The 16930-nt window shown below is 65.4% G+C and carries 17 protein-coding genes; all 17 read left to right on the top strand.

Annotation, left to right across the window (positions count from 1 at the left end):
* The first annotated feature begins 174 nt into the window (after positions 1-174).
* The 17 genes from HW932_RS12170 to flhA all read left to right on the top strand — a co-directional run bounded on the left by HW932_RS12170 (position 175) and on the right by flhA (position 16908).
* Entirely contained in the window at positions 175-1542 is a 1368-nt protein-coding gene (locus HW932_RS12170; protein WP_176976755.1) for a sigma-54 interaction domain-containing protein, read from the top strand.
* A 200-nt stretch (positions 1543-1742) separates the two neighbouring features.
* Positions 1743-2081: a flagellar hook-basal body complex protein FliE gene (gene fliE / locus HW932_RS12165; RefSeq protein ID WP_176976754.1), complete on the top strand. Its 339-nt coding sequence runs from the start codon at positions 1743-1745 to the stop codon at positions 2079-2081.
* Positions 2082-2107: 26 nt separating this feature from the next.
* The gene (gene fliF / locus HW932_RS12160) at positions 2108-3841 is read left to right on the top strand and encodes a flagellar basal-body MS-ring/collar protein FliF (RefSeq protein ID WP_425485118.1); all 1734 of its coding nucleotides are present in this window, start codon (positions 2108-2110) and stop codon (positions 3839-3841) included.
* The gene (gene fliG / locus HW932_RS12155) at positions 3828-4832 is read left to right on the top strand and encodes a flagellar motor switch protein FliG (RefSeq protein ID WP_176976753.1); all 1005 of its coding nucleotides are present in this window, start codon (positions 3828-3830) and stop codon (positions 4830-4832) included. Before fliF ends, fliG begins: the two co-directional genes overlap by 14 nt.
* On the top strand, positions 4829-5662 hold the full coding sequence (locus HW932_RS12150) for a FliH/SctL family protein (RefSeq protein WP_176976752.1): 834 nt from the start codon (positions 4829-4831) through the stop codon (positions 5660-5662). The genes fliG and HW932_RS12150 overlap by 4 nt, the downstream gene beginning before the upstream one ends.
* Entirely contained in the window at positions 5659-7044 is a 1386-nt protein-coding gene (locus HW932_RS12145) for a FliI/YscN family ATPase (RefSeq protein WP_176976751.1), read from the top strand. The genes HW932_RS12150 and HW932_RS12145 overlap by 4 nt, the downstream gene beginning before the upstream one ends.
* A gap of 29 nt (positions 7045-7073) precedes the next feature.
* Positions 7074-7529, top strand: coding sequence for a flagellar export protein FliJ (gene fliJ / locus HW932_RS12140; protein WP_176976750.1), 456 nt, complete (start codon positions 7074-7076; stop codon positions 7527-7529).
* Positions 7530-8428: 899 nt separating this feature from the next.
* Entirely contained in the window at positions 8429-8965 is a 537-nt protein-coding gene (locus HW932_RS22110) for a flagellar hook-length control protein FliK (protein ID WP_343047352.1), read from the top strand.
* 195 nt (positions 8966-9160) lie between these two features.
* Positions 9161-9733: a flagellar basal body-associated FliL family protein gene (locus tag HW932_RS12130; RefSeq protein ID WP_176976749.1), complete on the top strand. Its 573-nt coding sequence runs from the start codon at positions 9161-9163 to the stop codon at positions 9731-9733.
* 11 nt (positions 9734-9744) lie between these two features.
* Complete coding sequence (fliM, locus tag HW932_RS12125) at positions 9745-10722, top strand: flagellar motor switch protein FliM (protein ID WP_176976748.1); 978 nt, start codon at positions 9745-9747, stop codon at positions 10720-10722.
* A 103-nt stretch (positions 10723-10825) separates the two neighbouring features.
* Positions 10826-11266, top strand: a complete 441-nt coding sequence (fliN, locus tag HW932_RS12120; protein WP_176976747.1) for a flagellar motor switch protein FliN — start codon at positions 10826-10828, stop codon at positions 11264-11266.
* Between the two features lie 2 nt (positions 11267-11268).
* Entirely contained in the window at positions 11269-11697 is a 429-nt protein-coding gene (gene fliO, locus HW932_RS12115) for a flagellar biosynthetic protein FliO (RefSeq protein WP_176976746.1), read from the top strand.
* Entirely contained in the window at positions 11694-12443 is a 750-nt protein-coding gene (fliP, locus tag HW932_RS12110) for a flagellar type III secretion system pore protein FliP (RefSeq protein ID WP_176976745.1), read from the top strand. The genes fliO and fliP overlap by 4 nt, the downstream gene beginning before the upstream one ends.
* A 119-nt stretch (positions 12444-12562) precedes the next feature.
* Entirely contained in the window at positions 12563-12832 is a 270-nt protein-coding gene (fliQ, locus tag HW932_RS12105) for a flagellar biosynthesis protein FliQ (RefSeq protein ID WP_155448886.1), read from the top strand.
* Positions 12833-12862: 30 nt separating this feature from the next.
* Positions 12863-13645, top strand: a complete 783-nt coding sequence (fliR, locus tag HW932_RS12100; protein WP_176976744.1) for a flagellar biosynthetic protein FliR — start codon at positions 12863-12865, stop codon at positions 13643-13645.
* A 3-nt stretch (positions 13646-13648) separates the two neighbouring features.
* A complete protein-coding gene (gene flhB, locus HW932_RS12095) occupies positions 13649-14803 on the top strand; it encodes a flagellar biosynthesis protein FlhB (protein ID WP_176976743.1) in 1155 nt (384 codons plus the stop codon).
* Positions 14800-16908 carry a flagellar biosynthesis protein FlhA gene (gene flhA, locus HW932_RS12090; protein ID WP_176976742.1) on the top strand — a complete coding sequence of 703 codons (2109 nt, stop codon included), beginning with the start codon at positions 14800-14802 and terminating at the stop codon, positions 16906-16908. The genes flhB and flhA overlap by 4 nt, the downstream gene beginning before the upstream one ends.
* Positions 16909-16930: the final 22 nt, after the last annotated feature.

Below are 16930 nucleotides of genomic sequence, written 5' to 3'. Positions count from 1 at the left end.
AGAGTGCGTCGAAGCGTGCTGAATGACTTTTCCGTCGTCTCCGAAGCGGTTAGGATCTTGGCCACTTCAATTCTCGGGTCAATGGCCGCCCGGATCATGAGCGTCGACGATCGGCGCCGGCATCGACCGTCTGTGCGACGGCTAGCTTGAGGGGAAAGAGGAACGCGCTCGGTGATGAGAATCGGTCTGTATGGCGATGAGTCCGCGCGTCTCGCCACGCGGCATGTCCTGGAGTTCCTGGGCTGCGATGTGCGCGATCCGGCGAGCCTCGATCCGGTCTCGAACAGGGATCTGGGCGCGCTCTGGGTCTGTGACACGGCGGACGGGCTGGAGCGCGCGCTCGCCCGCTGTTCCGGTCCCGAGCATCCGCCGCTCGTCTGTCAGCCGCTCGACGGCGATTCGGCGCCGCTCGCCGGGCGCGCCTATGTCGCCGTGCCGCCGCTGACGCCCGGCCTGGTGATCCAGATCCTGCAGCGACTCCAGCTCGAATCCGAGCCCGAGCCGCCGTCCGGGATCGATCTGGTCGGTCGTCATCCGCGAATGCTCAACGTCAAGCGTCTGATCACGCAGGTCGCTCGTACCGACGCGACCGTGCTCATCCTCGGTGAGACGGGCGCGGGCAAGGAAGTGGTCGCGCGCGCCGTCCACGCCGCCTCCAGCCGCGCCGACAAGCCCTTCGTCGCCGTCAACTGCGGGGCCATTCCGGGCGATCTGCTCGAGAGCGAACTCTTCGGCCACGAGAAGGGCGCCTTCACCGGCGCCTTCACCGCGCGCGCCGGGCGCTTCGAGCTGGCCGGCGACGGCGTGCTCTTCCTCGACGAGATCGGCGACATGCCGCTGCCGATGCAGGTCAAGCTGCTGCGCGTGCTGCAGGAACGCACCTTCGAGCGCGTCGGTTCCAACAAGCCCATCCAGGCCAATGCGCGCATCATCTCGGCCACCCATCGCAATCTGGAGGAGGCGGTCGAGGCCGGACTCTTCCGCCAGGATCTGTTCTTCCGGCTCAACGTCTTCCCGATCGAGCTGCCCTCGCTGCGCGAGCGCCCGAGCGACATTCCGCTGTTGATCGCTACGCTCGAAGCCCGGTTGCGCGAGCAGGGCGGCCAGCCGGCCCGGCTCACCCCGAGCGTGCTGGCGCATCTGAGCGCACAACCCTGGCCGGGCAACGTCCGCGAGCTGGCCAATCTGCTCGAGCAGCTCTCGATCATGTATCCCGATCAGCTCGTCGATCTGGCGCAGTTGCCCAGCCGTTTCCGACCCGAGGGGCTGGAGATCTTGCCGGACGGCGCCGCCGAGCCGGGGCCGTCGGCCAACGGCGCGCCGCCCGGACTCGGCGAGGATCTGCTGCCGCCCGAAGGCGCCGAGATGCGCGAGTATCTCAACGATCTGGAGCGGCGTATGATCCAGGCCGCGCTCGAACAGAACGGCTTCGTCGTCGCCCGTGCCGCGCGCCGGCTCGGCATGCGTCGCACCACGCTCGTCGAGCGGATGCGCAAGTTCGGACTGGAACGCGACGCGCGCGACGAATCCTCGGAGCTGTAGACCGTCGTCGAACATCCTGCATGACCTCTCGGGCGTCAAAAAGACGTCGTTCTCGGTCGTTTGAGTGCCCCGGACTCCGGCACTCAATTTGCTTGGCTTTGACCATCCAATGATGGCCGTCCCCCACCGAGTGACGCACTCGGGTACGCGCGGAGACGGGCCTCGATCCCACGAGGCACGAGCCGGGAGATTCCAGAGTCATGAGTGGCGAGATGCAGATCCAGAATGTGCTGGCGCAGATGCGTGCGCTCGCCCAGTCGGGTCGCGTCGAAAATGCGGCGCCGGTCGCCGAGCCCCAGGGCGCGGCGGGTCAGGACGAGGATTTCGCCGCCAAACTGCGCGACGCCATTCGCGATGTCAACGAGATTCAGCAGGAGTCGTCATCCATGCAGACACGCTTCGAGCTGGGCGACAACAATGTCAGTCTGCCCCAGGTCATGGTGGCCATGAACCGGTCGAGCATCGCTTTCGAGGCCGCCAATCAGGTGCGCAACCGGTTGCTGTCGGCCTATCAGGAAGTCATGAGCATGCAGGTCTAGGCCGGACGCCGCCGAGTTAACCCCACATGGCCGCCATCGATACCGCCATCACCGAGAACCCGACCCAGGATCAGCCCCCCGCAGCGGATCCGAATACGCTGGGCGGACGTCTGACGCTCGGTCTCCAGGTTTTCAGGGAGATGTCGGTCGGGCGTCAGATCGCGCTCATCGGTATGCTCGCCGGCGGACTGGTGGCGGTGGCGGCCATCCTGTTCTGGGCCCTCAAGCCGACCTATGTGCCGCTGTTCAGCCAGCTCGAGAGCGCCGAGGCCTCCGAGGTGATGGAGGCGCTGACCCAGCTCGGCGTGCCCTACCGGGTCGACAACACTTCCGGGCGCATCGAGATTCCCCAGCAGCGCGTCGCCGAGACCCGGCTGCAACTCGCCGGTCAGGGGTTGCCGAAATCGGCGGACATCGGCTTCGAGCTGTTGCAGCAGGACTCGGGCTTCGGCACCAGCCGTCTGATCGAGGGCGCCCGCTTCCAGCGCGCGCTCGAAGGCGAATTGGGGCGCTCCATCGCCGCCCTGGAGCCGGTCGAGAAGGCGCGGGTGCACATCGCCAGGGCCGAGCGCTCGGTGTTCGTGCGCGAGCGCGTGCCGCCGAGCGCCTCGGTCGTCGTGCATCTGAAGGGCAGCCGGGGCTTGACCGACACCCAGGTCGGGGCCATCGTGCATCTGGTGTCTTCCAGTATTCCTGAGCTGACGCCTGATCGCGTGACCGTGGTCGATCAGAGCGGGCGGCTCCTGACCTCGGATGGCGAGGACAAGAGCAGCCGGCTCAGTCTCGACCATCTGGAATACACCCATCGGGTCGAGTCGCGCTATGTCGACCGCGTCCAGTCGCTGCTGGCGCCCATCGTCGGGCGCGATCGGGTGCGGGTCCAGGTGTCGGCGGATCTGGATTTCTCGCGTGTCGAGCGCACCCAGGAGTCCTATGATCCGGACAAGACCGCGATCCGCTCCGAGCAGCTGAACGAGGAAGAGCGCATCGGCGCCGATCCGCTCGCCGGCGGCATTCCGGGCGCCCTGACCAATCAGCCGCCGGCCGGCGGCGTGGTCGGTCAGCAGCAGGCGCAGGGGCAGGGCAATGCCACGGTGCCGAGCAGCCGCAGTCAGCAGACGACGCGCAACTATGAGGTCGATCGGACGATCTCACATATTCAGGAGACGCCCGGCGGTGTGCGCCGGCTCACGGCGGCGGTGGTGGTCGACTACGTCGATCAGGTCAACGAGGCCGGCGAGCCGATCCGCGCCCCGCGTTCGGATGCCGAGATGGAGACGCTGCGCGAGCTGGTGCGCGAGGCCATCGGCTTCAACGAAGCGCGCGGGGACTCGCTGCAGGTGCGCTCGGCCTCCTTCGTGCCCGAATCCGATGAGGACGCCGAGCCGATCTGGACGCAACCCTGGTTCCTGGAGCTGGTCAAGATCGTTGGCGGACTGCTGCTGGCGCTGATCGTGATGCTGACCGTCGTCAAGCCGGCGCTCAATCAGATCCTGCCCAAGCCGCCCGAGCCGGAAAAGCCGGAGGAAGACGAGGAGACCCGCGCCCTGACGGAAGGCATCGAAGGCGAGGAAGGCGAAGAAGGCGAGGAGATCGTGTCGCTGACGCACGAACCCTCGGGCATCGCCGCTCTCATGGGTCCGAAGGGACCGGACCGTCAACAACTCGACCTGGAGGCCGTGCGCGAGATGGTGCGCGAAGATCCCAAGCGCGTGGTCCAGGTCATGAAACAATGGTTGGCTGAAGATGGCAACGGATAAGAAAACGGGGGCCGAGCGCGTGGCCATCTTCATGATGAGCCTCGGCGAGGAATGCGCCGCCGAACTGCTGCGTCACATGGGACCGAAGGAGGTCCAGAGGATCGGCGGCGCCATGGCCTCGCTGGACCGGATCACGCGCACCGACATCGACGCCGTGCTCAAGGAGTTCTCCGAGCTGATCCAGGATCAGACCGCGCTCGGCATCGGCGCCGATGACTATGTGCGCAGTGTGCTGCGCACGGCGCTCGGCGACGAGAAGGCTGCCGGTCTCATCGACCGCATCCTGATCGGGCGCAACTCCAAGGGTCTGGAAGCGCTCAAGTGGCTCGACCCGCGCGCCATCGCCGAGATGATCCGTCACGAGCATCCGCAGATCGTGGCGATCGTGCTTTCACACCTCGACCCGGATCAGTCGGCGGAAACCCTCTCGCATCTGCCCGAGCGGATGCAGTCGGATCTGATCCTGCGTATCGCCACGCTCGACGGCGTGCAGCCGGCGGCGTTGCAGGAACTCGACGAGATCCTGGAGAGCCAGCTCTCGGGCAAGAATACCGCCAAGTCCTCGATGATCGGCGGGGTGCAGACGGCGGCCAACATCCTCAACTTCATGGAAGGCACACGCGAGACGGCGATCATGGAGGGCGTCAGTCAGGTCGACGAGGATCTGAGCGAGCGTATCCAGGAGCTGATGTTCGTCTTCGCCAATCTGGTCGATGTCGACGATCGCGGCATCCAGACCCTGCTGCGCGAGGTGACGACCGAATCCCTGGTGCTGGCGCTCAAGGGGGCCGAGGAGGAGCTCAGGGACAAGATCTTCAAGAACATGTCCAAGCGCGCCGCCGAGATGCTGCGCGAGGATCTGGAGACCAAGGGGCCGGTGCGCGTGAGCGATGTCGAGACCGCGCAGAAGGAGATCCTGGCCGTGGCGCGGCGTCTGGCCGACAGTGGTGAGATCGTGCTCGGCAGCAAGGGTGGGGAGGCGATGCTGTGAGTCGTTTCCTCTCGACGTCCGATCCACAGCTTGCCGCCGGCATTCGGCGCTGGCTGCCGCCCGATGTCGACTTCGACCCGAATGCCGTGGAGGTCGCCGAACCCGAGGGGCCGCCGCCGCCCACGCCCGAGGAGATAGCGGCTTTGCAGGAAGCGGCGCGGCACGAGGGTGTCGAGGCCGGTTATCGCGACGGCTATGAGACCGGCTATCGCGAGGGGCGCGAGAAGGCCGACCAGGAGGCCGAGGCCGAACGTGCCGAGCGCGAGGCGCGCGAGCAGGAATGGCGCCAGACCGAGGAGCGGACACTGAGTGAGACGGTCGCCGCGCTCGAAGGGATCGCACGCGCCCTGGCCGATCCGCTGGCCGATTCAGCGGATGCCCTGGAGCCCGAATTGCTGGCGCTGGTGTCGGCATTGGCGCGGCGCGTGGTCATGGCCGAATTGACCACCCGTCCCGAACTCATTCAGCAGGTGTTGCACGAGGCGCTTCAGCAGCTGCCCTCGCGCAAGCATCCGGTGCGGATTCACGTCAATCCGCGCGACCAGGAACTGCTGGCGGCCTATGCCGAGGCCAACGACGAGCAGCCGACCTGGATCGCCGATCCGGAGGTCGAGCCGGGCGGTTGCATCCTGACCAGCGGTCCGAGCCGTATCGATGCCGGCTTAGAGACGCGGCTGCGTCAGGGGATCGATGCGATCTGGGGCGAGCTTGAGCCGCCCGCGCCGTCGCCGTCGACCGATGAATCGGAGCCGATGGCCGAACCCGAGATGGAACCCGTTGCCGAGCCGGCGTCTGTCCCTGAATCGGAAACCGAGGTGCACCCGACATGAGCGACGTCATCGAGGATCTGAAACAGCAGGGTTCCGAGCAGCTCGTGCATGGTCTGCGCGACCGTCTGGCACGCTCGCGCCGGCGTATCGAGGACGTCCCCGCGCCCCAGCCAGAGGGACGGCTATCACGCATGGTCGGCATGACGCTCGAGGCCGAGGGCATCCGGCTGCCGGTCGGCGGACGGGCGGCGATCCATACCGCTCACGGCACCCGTCTGGGCGCCGAGGTGGTCGGTTTCCAGGGCGAGCGCACCTTCCTGATGCCCGAGGGCAAGCTCGAAGGTCTGGCGCCGGGCGCGCGAATCGAGCCGCTGGAACAGGCCCGGCGCATCCCGGTCGGTCCGGCGCTGCTCGGTCGGGTCGTCGATGCGCTCGGCAAACCGCTCGATGGCGGCGGCCCCATCCGCACCGCCGAGATGGCGCCGATCGAGGGACGTCCGATCAACCCGCTCGGGCGCGTACCCGTCACCCAGCCGCTCGACGTCGGGATTCGCGCGCTCAACGGCCTGCTGTCGGTCGGTCGCGGCCAGCGTATCGGGCTGTTCGCCGGTAGCGGCGTGGGCAAGAGCGTGCTGCTGGGCATGATGACCCGCCACACCTCAGCCGATGTCATCGTGGTCGGACTCATCGGCGAGCGTGGCCGCGAGGTCAACGAGTTCATCTACGACATCCTCGACGATGAATCGCGCAAGCGGACCGTGGTCGTGGCCGTGCCCGCCGACCAGTCGCCGCTGCTGCGCCAGCACGGCGCCTGGGTGTCGACCACCATCGCCGAATCCTTCCGCGACCGGGGGCTGAACGTGCTGTTGCTGATGGATTCGCTGACCCGCTTCGCTCAGGGCGCGCGCGAGATCGCCATGGCCATCGGCGAACCACCGGCGACCAAGGGCTATTCGGCCTCGGTGTTCGCGCGTCTGCCGCAACTGGTCGAGCGTGCGGGCAACGGCGACAAGGGCGGCGGTTCGATCACCGCCTTCTATACCGTGCTCGCCGAGGGCGACGACCAGAACGATCCCATCGTCGACTCGGCGCGCGCCATCCTCGACGGCCATGTGGTGCTCTCGCGCGCGATCGCCGAGACCGGGCGCTATCCGGCCATCGACGTCGGCGCCTCGGTCTCGCGTGTCATGAGCGCCGTGGTCACGCCCGAGCACCAGAAGGCGGCCTATCGTTTCCGCAACCTGATGTCGACCTATGAACGCAACCGCGACCTGATCGCGGTCGGCGCCTATCGCAAGGGATCGGACCCCCAGCTCGACGAGGCCGTGGCCATCAATCCGCGCCTGGAGGCCTATCTGGGTCAGAATCGGCTGGAGAAGGCCAGTTTCGAGGATTCGCGGCATCAACTGTTCGAGCTGCTGGGCTTGCCGTTGAGTCAGTGAGTCCGTCGGTCCACTGAGGTGAATGGGGAATGAGCGTCAAACGTTTCCAGCGTCTGTTGAAGATCCGCGAGGCCCAGGAGAACGAGGCGGCCGTGGCGCTCGCCGGGCGTCTGGCCGAACTCAACCGGGTCGAGCAGCAGCGCGCCCTGCTCGTCGAGTACCAGGCGAGCTATCTCAATGCGCCGGTCCCGAACGACGTGAACTTGATGAAACAGCTCTCGCTCATGCACCACCAGTTGCGCGAGGCGCTGCAACAGCAGGATCTGCGCGTGGCGGCCGCTCAGAGCCAGGTCGATCAGGCGCGCACGGTCTGGATGGATCGCCATCAGGCCAGCCGCTCGCTCGAAAAGCTCATCGAACGTCGCCGCCGGTTCGACGCCATCGCCGATGGGCGCCGACAACAGCGCGAGCTCGACATGTGGGCCACGCGCAAGGCCTTCGATTCCGATCGAGACGCCGGTTTCACGGCGTCCGGCGAGGAGTGATCGCGATGATGACGACTGATTCGACATCGACCGGACTCTCGGGGCTGCTGCCGCAGATCCTGGGTGGACTGGACGAAAATGGAGTTCTGGATTCGGCTGATAGTGGTGAGTTCGTGCAATCACTGGCCGGTCAGATCAAGTCGCTCATGCTTCAGCGCGGCGATGATCCGATCGAGGTTGCGGCCATCGACGACGCGTCGCTGGTGGCGCAGTTTTTTGCGCTCGTCCAGGGACAGAGTGAATCGTCTTCCGGCCGGCTGTCCATTACCGGCTTGTTCGGCGAGAGGGCGCTGTCCGGCATCGATGAAGAGAGTGCTTCCGCCGACGAAGCGGCGTCGGAGAATGAGTCGACGCCGGTCGCGGGCCTTGGCTCACTACCAACGATGGTGCTCGATTGGCTGAGCGAATCCGGTCAAATCCTCCCTCAAGAATCAGAAAATTCCGCTCGCGCTCTACCGTATATGTCTCTAGGTCATGGCTCGGGAAAAAGCTCGGAGGCGATCGCTGTAGCGACTGGTCTCGGCCAGTCGACCACCGTGCCTTTGACAACACAGGAGGCGCTTGGAAATCAACTGGCTCCGACGTCAGAGTCTGTCGACTCGACGTCCTTCGATCTGGAGGCGCTGACAAGACTCTTGAGGCAGACCGATCCAATTGCCGCTTCAGGCGTTACAGGATCTGAGATCAGCAAAGATCCTGAAACTGTTGAGTCGACTTCGACCCTGCCATCCTGGCTTGCGCGTCAATCGAGCGGTGACGGAGCTGGGGTCCGGCTGGCAGCCTCGATTTCCGCGTCCTCGGATTCAAGCATTCTGGTCGATGAATCCCTCGGTCCTACGCTTGAGGCGCTACAGACATCCTCGAAGAGTGGCGACAGGACACTCGAATCGGTACTGGATGTGGCTGCGGAAAATACGGAAATCGGCGAGCGCAACGACCTGGGGTCGACTGGATCGACGCGCAGCACATCGGCGACCGAAACGCCAACGACCGGCGCACGCCTCCAGACCCTGGATCTCAACCGCCTGCTCCAGCCCGGCGGCGAGCAGCGTCTGGCCGAGCAGGTGCGCTGGTCGGTCGACAATGGACTCGACACGGCCGAGATCAAACTGCATCCACCCAGTCTGGGCGCCCTGGACGTGCGCCTTGTCCAGGAGGGCGACAAGACCCATGTGCAGTTCGTCTCCGCGCATCCCATCGCGCGCGAGGTGCTGGAGGCGGCCATGCCCCGGCTGCGCGAGGCGCTCGCCCAGGACGGCGTCTTGCTGGGCAATGTCTCGGTCTCGGATCAGGCGCCCCAGGATCGCGGCGGGAGCGGGCGCGAAGGCGGCGGATCGGCTGGAGTCGAGGATCTCGAGACCGAGGACGACGAGGATCGGATCGAGTCCCGCGGCACCATCTCGGTGCTGTCGCGCCGGCTCGATGTCTTCACCTGAGTCCGTCGCCTGTCTAACCGACGACGCATCGGCGATCCTCGCTCGACGCCTGCTGGTGTTCGCCGCAGTACGGTTTAAAATCACCCCTTCATCATTCCGACCGGATGTCCCCGCCGTCGGCGGCGGACGCCCGGATCCACGGTTTTCCAGTGCGCGCGCCATGGAACGCGCAACGCGATTCGAGAGGAGCGGAGCATGGCTGAGAAGAAGAAGGCCAACAAGAAACAGGCCGACAAGGGGGCGGAGAAGGCGCCGGGCGGTCGGATGAAGCTGATCATCCTCCTGGTGATCCTGTTGCTGCTGCTCGCGGGCGGCGGAGGCGCCGCCTATTATTTCCTCTGGTACGGCAAGTCCGCCGACGAGCCGGAGGCGTCCGCCGAGGCATCGAGCGAGGCCGCGCCCGCGCCTGCGGGACAGACCGAGGAGGGCGCGGCCGCGATACCCGTGGCCGGGCCGCTCATCTATCACAAAATCGAGAGCCTGACCGTCAACCTTTCGCCCGGCGGCCCGGTCCGCTTCCTGCGCGTCAGTCTGACCATCACCACGCCGAATCAGGCCGTGACCACGGCCGTGGACAAACACATGCCCATGCTGCGCAACGACATCCTGACGGTGCTCGCAGCTCAGGAGTACGCCGCGCTCAACACGCCCGAGGGCAAGGACACCCTGCGCGAATCCCTGCGCCAGACCCTGGTGCGGCTGCTGGCCCGTACCAGCGAGCCGTCCGATATCCGTGATGTGCTCTTCAACGAGCTCATCATGCAGTAACGGTCCAGGCAATGGCGCAGCAATCCGACATCCTCAGCCAAGACGAGATCGATGCCCTGCTGCATGGCGTCGATAGCGGCGACGTCGATACCGATTCCAATCCCTTTCCCCCGGACGGTCAGGCGCGCGCCTACGATTTCGCGACCCAGGATCGCATCGTCCGCGGCCGGATGCCGACGCTCGACATGATCAACGAGCGTTTCGCGCGCTATCTGCGCGTGCACCTGTTCAATCTGCTGCGCCGCTCCTCCGAGATCTCGGTCATCGGCGCGCGTGTCACCAAGTTCTCGGAGTATCTGCATTCGCTCTATGTGCCGACCAGTCTGAACCTGGTGCGCGTCTATCCGCTGCACGGCACGGCGCTGTTCGTCTTCGATCCCAAGCTGGTCTTCGGTCTGGTCGACAACTTCTTCGGCGGCGACGGGCGTTATTATTCGCGCATCGAGGGACGCGACTTCACGCCCATGGAGATGCGCGTCATCAAGAACCTGCTCGATGCCTCCTTCAGCGACATGCAGAAGGCCTGGGAGCCGGTGATGCATCTGGACTTCGAATTCATCAATGCCGAGGTCAATCCGCAGTTCGCCAACATCGTCAGCCCGACCGAGATCGTGGTCATCAACGACTTTCACATCGAACTGGAAGGCGGCGGCGGCAACATGCACGTCACCTTCCCCTATTCGATGATCGAGCCGATCCGCGAGGTGCTGGACACGGGGCTGCAATCCGATCGCAGCGGCGTCGATCAGCGCTGGCAGCGGGCGCTGGAAGAGGAGATCCCGCTCGCCAAGGTCGAGATCAGCTCGGTGCTGACCGAGGCGACGCTGACCGTCGAGCAATTGCTCGAAGTCAAGCCCGGCGACATCATTCCGGTCGACCTGCCCGAGACCGTCATCCTCAACGTCGAGGACATCCCGCTCTTTCGTGGTAAGTTCGGGGTCTCCAATGGTATCAATGCCATCAAGATCATCGAACATATCAAGCATTGAGACGCCTCGCGGCGACTCGGCCGATGTCTGCGCGGTTCGGCGCCGGAGCCGCCGATAGTAGAAACGTCCCGAGGCTCCCGGACAGGTGGAGGTTTTAAGCCAGATGACCAACGACACGAATCAACCCGAGATCGACCCGGACGAGGCGATCGCCGACGCCTGGGCGGCCGCGCTCGAGGAGCAGAAGGAAAGCGAACAGGGTGGAGAGACGCATTCCGGCATGGAGGGCATCCGCCGCATGAGTCCGGAGGACTTCAGCGGCGCCCGGCCTGAACCGGCCTCCGATGTCAATCTCAACATGGTGCTGGACGTACCCGTGACCATCGCCATGGAGATCGGGCGCACCCGGATTCCGATCCGCAATCTGCTGCAACTCAACCAGGGGTCGGTGGTCGAGCTCGACCGTCTGGCCGGCGAGCCGCTCGACGTGCTGGTCAACGGCACCCTGATCGCGCATGGCGAGGTGGTGGTGGTCAACGAGAAATTCGGCATTCGGCTGACCGACGTCATCAGCCCGAGCGAGCGCGTGCGCAAGCTGAGGTGAGGATGTCTACGCGCGCGCGATCCGGGTCGGCGATCGCTTGGGCAGTCTGGCTCGCGCCCGGTCTGGTCTGGGCCGAGCCCCAGACGCCCGTCATCGCGCCGGCGACCGGCTATCTGAGCCAACTGGTCGGCGGGCTGGTGCTGGTGCTTCTGGCCATCGTCGTCCTGGCCTGGTTCCTGCGCCGGGTTCCGGGCGTGGCGACGCCTGGACAGGGCGCCATCCGCCTCCTGGCCGTGCGCTCGATCGGCGTCCGCGAGCGGCTGATGCTGATCCAGGTCGGCGCCGAGCAGATCCTGATCGCCGTGACGTCGGCGGGCGTGACGCATCTGCACACGCTCGCCCAGCCCATCGAGCCGCCGGCGGATGAACCCTGGAGCGGGGATTTCGCCAGTCTGCTCGAACGCTTCAAGCGCGGCGGAAAGCCCGGATGAAACGGCTCTTGCGCTGGGGACTGGTGCCGGCCGGAGTGCTCGTGCCGGGCTTGGTCCTGGCCCAGATCGGCGGTCTGAACGCCGTGACCGTCACGACCGCGCCCGACGGCGGTCAGGTCTACTCGGTCACGCTCCAGATCCTCATCATCATGACGCTGATGACGCTGCTGCCGTCGGCGCTGATCATGATGACCTCGTTCACGCGCATCATCATCGTGCTCGGTATCCTGCGTCAGGGGCTGGGGACGACCCAGACGCCCTCCAATCAGGTGCTGCTCGGTCTGGCGCTGTTCCTGACGCTGTTCGTCATGTCGCCCATCTTCCAGGAGATCTACGACACCGCCATCCAGCCCTATATGGAAGAACAGCTCGGCACCGAGGAGGCGCTCGCCAAGGCCGTCAAGCCGCTGCGAACCTTCATGCTGGCCCAGACGCGCGAATCGGATCTGGCGCTCTTCGCCGGCATCCGGGGGATCGACGGCTTCGAGTCGCCGGACGACATTCCGCTGACGCTGCTGATCCCGTCCTTCGTCATCAGCGAGCTGAAGACGGCCTTCCAGATCGGGTTCCTGATCCTGATCCCCTTTCTGATCATCGATCTGGTGGTGGCCAGCGTGCTGATGTCCATGGGTATGATGATGCTCTCGCCGCTGATCATCTCGTTGCCGTTCAAACTGATGCTGTTCGTGCTGGTCGATGGCTGGTCGCTGCTGCTCGGAACCCTGGCGCGCAGCTTCTATACTTGACAGCCAGCCGTTGGTTGGGATATCCGGCCCCGATCCTGCATGATCGTCAGCGAAGATCCCGATCCACCCGGCCGTGTCCGAAGCACATCGGCCGCGAACCGAACACGAGGAATACTGAGATGACACCCGAAATGGTCCTGGACGTCGGCAAGGAGGCCGGCGAGATCATCATCCTGATGTCCGCCCCGCCTCTGCTTACAGGTCTCATCATCGGTCTGATCATCAGTCTGTTCCAGGCCGCGACCCAGATCCAGGAGATGACGCTGACCTTCATCCCCAAGCTGGTCGGGGTCGGGGCGGCGCTGATCATCGCCGGACCCTGGATGCTCACGCTCGTCACCGACTATGTCACCCGGCTCTACGAGAGCATCCCCGGCATGATCGGTTGAGTCACGCGGTCCCGCTCGCCCGCCATCGCCATGTCGACCCTCACGCTCGAGGCCACGGATATCCTGCGCTGGACCGTCTCGCTGGTCTGGCCCTTCGTGCGCATCAGCGCCATGCTGCTGGTGATGCCCGTCTTCGGCGCGCGCCAGATCAACGCGCGCGTGCGTCTGGGGCTGGCGTTGCTGCTGGCCTGGATGATCGCGCCCCAACTGCCCGAGGCGCCGGCGATCGATCCGCTCAGCGTCGGCGGCCTGGTGGTGGCGGTCGAACAGGTGCTGATCGGGATCTCGATGGGCTTCGTGCTCACCCTGGTGTTCTCGGCGATCAATCAGGCCGGCGAGGCGATCGCACTCTCGATGGGACTGGGCTTCGCCTCGGCGGTCGATCCGGTCGGCGGGGTACAGGTGCCGATGATCTCGCAGTATCTCTCGATCATCGCGACCCTGATCTTCCTGGCGATGAACGGGCATCTGGTGCTGTTCGAACTCCTGCTCAGGAGCTTCGAGACCTTTCCGATCGGACTCGACGGCCCGGACAACGAGGATCTCTGGTTCATCGCGAGCTTCGGCAGTCAGATGTTCGCCGGAGCCGTGCTCATCGCGCTGCCGGCGGTCGCCTCGCTGCTGCTGATCAATCTGGCCATGGGCGTAGTGACGCGCGCCGCGCCCCAGCTCAACATCTTCGCCGTCGGTTTTCCGATCACCATTCTCGCCGGTTTTCTCATCATCCTGCTGACGCTGCCGAGTCTGACGGCGCGTATCGGCGACTTCCTGTTCACGGCTCTGCCGCTGATCGAGCGGGTGGCGAGGATCTGAGCCATGGCCGAGAACGAAAACGGCCAGGAACGCTCCGAGGCCCCCACCGCCAAACGCTTGCGCGAATCGCGCGAGAAAGGGCAGGTCGCGCGCTCGCGCGAGCTCAATACCTTCGTGATCCTGGTCGTGGGCGGCGCCTTTCTGCTCTTCCTCGGCGGGGGCATGGCGGCGCGGATCAGTCAGCTGATGATCGAGGGCTGGACGCTGGAGCGCGCACTCATCTTCGACGAGGGCCTGCTGGCGCCCCATCTTCAGCACCTGCTCGGACGCGCGCTCCTGATCCTGGCGCCGCTGTTCGGTCTGCTCATGGTGATCGCCCTCATGGGGCCGATCCTGGTTGGAGGCATGAACTTCTCGACCCAGGCGCTCATGCCCAAGTTCTCCAAGCTCAATCCGATCACCGGCCTCAAGCGCGTGTTCTCGGTGCAGGGTCTGATGGAGCTGATCAAGGGGCTGGGCAAGTTCGGTCTGGTCGGGATCGTGGCGACTCTGGCCATCATGAGCATCTGGGATAATCTGCTGATGCTCGGCGAGATGGCCGTGGAGCAGGCGATTGTCCAGACCGTGCATATGGCCGCCTGGCTCTTTCTCATCGCGGCGGCGGCACTCATCGTCGTGGCCGCCATCGATGCACCCTTCCAGATCTGGAACCATCAGAAACAACTGCGCATGACGCTCCAGGAGATCAAGGACGAGTTCAAGGAGACCGAGGGCAAGCCCGAGGTCAAGGGCCGCATCCGCCAGTTGCAGCACGAGATGGCGCAGCGGCGCATGATGTCCGAGGTGCCCAAGGCCGACGTGGTCATCACCAACCCGACCCACTATGCCGTGGCCATCTCCTATGTGCCCGCGACCATGGCCGCGCCCCTGTTGCTCGCCAAGGGCACCGACGAGGTGGCCCAGGCCATCCGCGAGCTGGCCGAGGAGCACGGCATCGTGCGCGTCGAGGCCCCGCGCGTGGCGCGCGCCATCTATTTCACCACGGATCTGAACCAGGAGATCCCGAACGGACTCTTCATCGCCGTGGCGCGCATCCTGGCCTATGTCTATCAGATCCGGCGCGAGGATCCGGACGTCGAGCTGGCCGATGACCTGCCGGTGCCCGAGGAGTATCTCGATCCGCGCAGCGCGCCGCGTCGCCGGAGACGGCGTCGATGACGACCCTGGTCGAACGTCTGAGCGATGTCGGACGCATGGGGCTGGTCACGCCCCTGCTGCTGATCGCGCTGCTCGGCATGCTGGTGCTGCCGCTGCCGCCGTTCCTGCTCGATCTGCTGTTCACCTTCAACATCGCGCTGTCGCTGATCGTGGTCATGGTCGCGGTCTACACCCCGCGTCCGGTCGATTTCGCCTCCTTCCCGACCGTGATCCTGGTCGCGACCCTGCTGCGTCTGGCGCTCAACGTCGCCTCGACGCGCGTGATCCTGCTCAACGGCGGCGAGGGCACCGAGGCGGCGGGCAAGGTGATCGAGGCCTTCGGCCAGTTCGTGCTCGGCGGCAACTTCGCCATCGGCGTGGTGGTCTTCACCATCCTGGTCATCATCAACTTCGTGGTCGTCACCAAGGGCGCCGGGCGCGTCTCCGAGGTCAGCGCCCGCTTCACCCTGGACGCCATGCCCGGCAAGCAGATGGCGATCGACGCCGATCTCAACGCCGGCCTGATCTCGCAGGAGGACGCGCGCAAGCGCCGTGAGGACGTGGCGCAGGAAGCCGACTTCTACGGCTCCATGGACGGCGCGAGCAAGTTCGTGCGCGGCGATGCCATCGCCGGTATCCTGATCCTGTTCATCAACATCATCGGCGGCATCGTCATCGGCGTCACCCAGGCCGGCATGACCTTCGCCGACGCCACCAACACCTTCATCCTGCTGAGCATCGGCGACGGTCTGGTCGCCCAGATCCCCTCGCTGCTGCTGTCCTCGGCCACGGCCATCATCGTCACCCGCACCTCCAGCTCCCAGGACATGGGCAAGCAGGTGTTCGGCCAGATGTTCGCCAACCCGCGCGTGCTCTATATCTCGGGCGGGGTCATCGGGATTCTGGGCCTGATTCCGGGGATGCCCAATCTGGTTTTTCTCGGCATCTCCTCCAGCCTGATCGGGGCCGGCTATCTGATCGCTGCCAAGCCGCCAGCCCCAGTGCCTGAGGTCATCGAGCGCCTGCCTGAAGGTATGTCGCTGCCCGCGCCCGAGGATCGCGATCTGTCCTGGGAGGACGTGCCGCCGGTCGATCTGGTGTCGCTGGAAGTGGGCTACCGGCTCATCCCGCTGGTCGACCGCACCCAGGACGGCCAGCTCATGACCCGCATCAAGGGCATCCGGCGCAAGCTCTCGCAGGAGTTCGGTTTTCTCATTCAGCCGGTGCACATTCGCGACAACCTGGAGCTGGGGCCGAACCAGTACCGGATCTCGCTGCTGGGTGTGACCGCCGCCGAGGCCGAGGTCTTCCCCGATCGCGATCTGGCGATCAATCCTGGACAGGTGTTCGGCACCGTCGAGGGCACGCCGACCAAGGATCCGACCTTCAACCTGGACGCGCTCTGGATCGACCCGGCCAACCGCGACGCGGCCCAGGCCGCCGGCTATACCGTGGTCGACTCGGCCACCGTCATCGCCACCCATCTGTCGCAGATCTTCCGCGAGAACGCCCACCGGCTCATCGGGCACGAGGAGGTGCAGCATCTGCTCGATCAGCTCGGACGCCGCTCGCCCAAACTGGTCGAAAACCTGCTGTCGTCCAAGACCATCTCGCTGGGCGTGGTGCTCAAGGTGCTTCAGAACCTGCTGGCCGAGCAGGTGGCCATCCGCGATCTGCGCACCATCGCCGAAACCTTGGCGGAACGTTCGGTCAAGAGTCAAGATCCCGCCGCTTTGACCGCCGCCGTGCGCGTGGCGCTCGCCCGTTCGATCGTGCAGGATCTGATCGGACCCGAGGACGAGCTGCCGCTGATCGCACTCGATCCATCCTTGGAACAACTGTTGCATAAATCGCTACAAGGCAGTCAGGGCGAAACCATCGGCATCGAGCCCGGTCTGGCCGAGCGGCTCCAACGCTCGGTGACGGAAGCGGCTCGCAAGCAAGAGGCCGAAGGCGCGCCGGCTGTCCTGGTGGTGGCTCCGGAGATCCGGTCCTGGATCGCGGGTTGGCTGAGAGGGGCGGTGCGCAACCTGGTCGTCCTCGCCTTCACCGAGATCCCTGACAATCGACGCATCCGGGTCGTGGCCACCGTGGGCAAGAGCGACAATGCGCAGGCACGGGCCTGATCGAGTAACGGGAGTTTGAGCG

The organism is Allochromatium humboldtianum, assembly GCF_013385175.1.
Classification (GTDB): domain Bacteria; phylum Pseudomonadota; class Gammaproteobacteria; order Chromatiales; family Chromatiaceae; genus Thermochromatium; species Thermochromatium humboldtianum.
The sequence above is the reverse complement of the archived record's forward strand: the minus strand, read 5'-3'. Positions and strand labels throughout refer to the sequence as shown.